This window comes from Planococcus sp. APC 3906 (assembly GCF_030407685.1).
GTDB lineage: Bacteria > Bacillota > Bacilli > Bacillales_A > Planococcaceae > Planococcus > Planococcus koreensis.
The window spans coordinates 1-1808 of the sequence record NZ_JASDCW010000065.1; the positions used below are offsets into that span (position 1 = coordinate 1).

1 protein-coding gene is annotated in these 1808 nt (G+C 46.6%); it reads right to left on the minus strand.

Going from position 1 to position 1808, the window contains the following annotated elements; all coding sequences use genetic code 11:
• Positions 1-340 precede the first annotated feature (340 nt).
• Positions 341-1808: IS110 family RNA-guided transposase (locus QMA09_RS16990; RefSeq protein WP_290213989.1), on the minus strand; the 1468-nt coding region annotated here is incomplete at its 5' end.

Below are 1808 nucleotides of genomic sequence, written 5' to 3' on the forward strand. Positions count from 1 at the left end.
TCCAGCGTTTAATGTGAATTAAGTCAAGCGCTGTCTATGTCGATTTTTGACAACACAAAGCCAAAGATCAACTGGAATAAAATTGAAATCGACAATCACAGAACGTTCTAAAGGCATTTTTCCACAACGCACAAAGTCTTGTTTATTGTCTCCACAGGGATACAACCTACTTCATACAATCTAAGGGAATTTACGTTTTATTCGTATTTGTGGAACAAGACCCATTCCGCTGGACTACGAGGTCAAAGTGCCTCAGGGGCTAAAGTCAATGTGGTCTGGCGTTCCAGAAAAATGCCATTCTTCCGTTGGCTAACCGGCAGGTTTACTTGTTCGCGCTGCTTCAGTTCAAAACATATCGATGAAAAAATAACGCTTGTTTTTCGTGAGTCCGCAGTTTACTGGCAATCACTTGTTGGAGGCTTTTGCCTCCGGGATCGGCCGGCTGGTACACTTGCTTCTTTTTCATCATGGCGAAAGCGATTCTCAGAAGCCTGTTCCCCAGAGCGATGAAAATCTGGCGCGGTTTTTTGCCTTTTGCTTTCAGCTCGTCCGCTTTTTTCCGCATCATCGGGTTTTGCCTATTCATAGACTTTCCAGCTCGATACACGGCGGCACGGAAATCAGCTCGCCCCTGTTTCGAAATTTGATGGGTCGTGGCTCTTTTGCCGCCTGATTGCCGGATAATGGGATTGGTTCCAGCCATCTTAATTAACTGCTCAGGGCGAGTGAAAAGTGTCAAATCGCCGATTTCGGCAGTCAATTCAGAGGCGGTGGTTACCCCCACCCCAGGAATGCTTAATAGAATTCCGCCATCGGTTTGAAGAAGAACTTGTTCCATCTCTTTTTTCAACAGCTCCACTTGTGCGGCCAGTAATTCCAGCTCATCGAGCTTCAAGTGTAAAATGAGAAGTTCCGCCTGCAGGCATTCTTTGGGCTTCGATACCGATTGATGTGCGAAACGGATTAGGCGCTCAATCGATTGGTCGCGTATTTTCAAGTTCTGTTCGATTGAAACCAGCCGTAATCCCTCTTCTCCCAACGCGAGAATATCTGAAGGGTGAGGGTAATGGCGCATCAAGTAAAGAGATGACTTGCAATCGAAGGTGGAGAAAATTTTCAGGTGAACCTGTTTTCCATCCACAAGCTCTACACTTCCTTGGTATTCCCGAAAGATATGATCCATATAAAGGCGGACGTAGTTGATGGTTTGCGAATGTGCATTAACTAGTGCCCGATGGGCGCGTGACAAGGTTTTGAGCTGAGCCAACAGTGGAATTGCTTTCTGGCTTGTCTGCCCACGACCATGCAAGATGGATTGGGTAATGGCCATCAAGTCCAGGTTGTCCGTTTTCGTGTAATTCAAGATGGTCGCTCGTTCTTGCGCTGTCGTCGCTGCGTTGATGATTCGGACGATAAACTTCTCCTGTTCACAAAGTCTGACAAGGTCTTCGTAATAATGGCCTGTCGTTTCAATGCCGACGACCACCTCCTCAAACCCGTAACCATCCTTAGCTTGGGTAACCTCCTTGATTAGTCGGGTAAATCCGGTGGAGGAGGCGTTAAATTCAAATGGTTTGATCAGGATATCGCCGTATACATTACAAATCATCGCAGTGTTCACAAACTTGGCCGCATCAATGGCGACGATGCATATCTTTCCCGCATTTTCCGCCCGCATCAAGCGGTTCCAATGACTTCCGTTGCTCCCCTGAATATGGTTAAATGAAGATAGAACCATTGTTTTCAGCTCCTTTTGGGTGGGTGGGTATTTCGGAAGTTCTGTGATTGGTACTTCTTGTATACCCAGA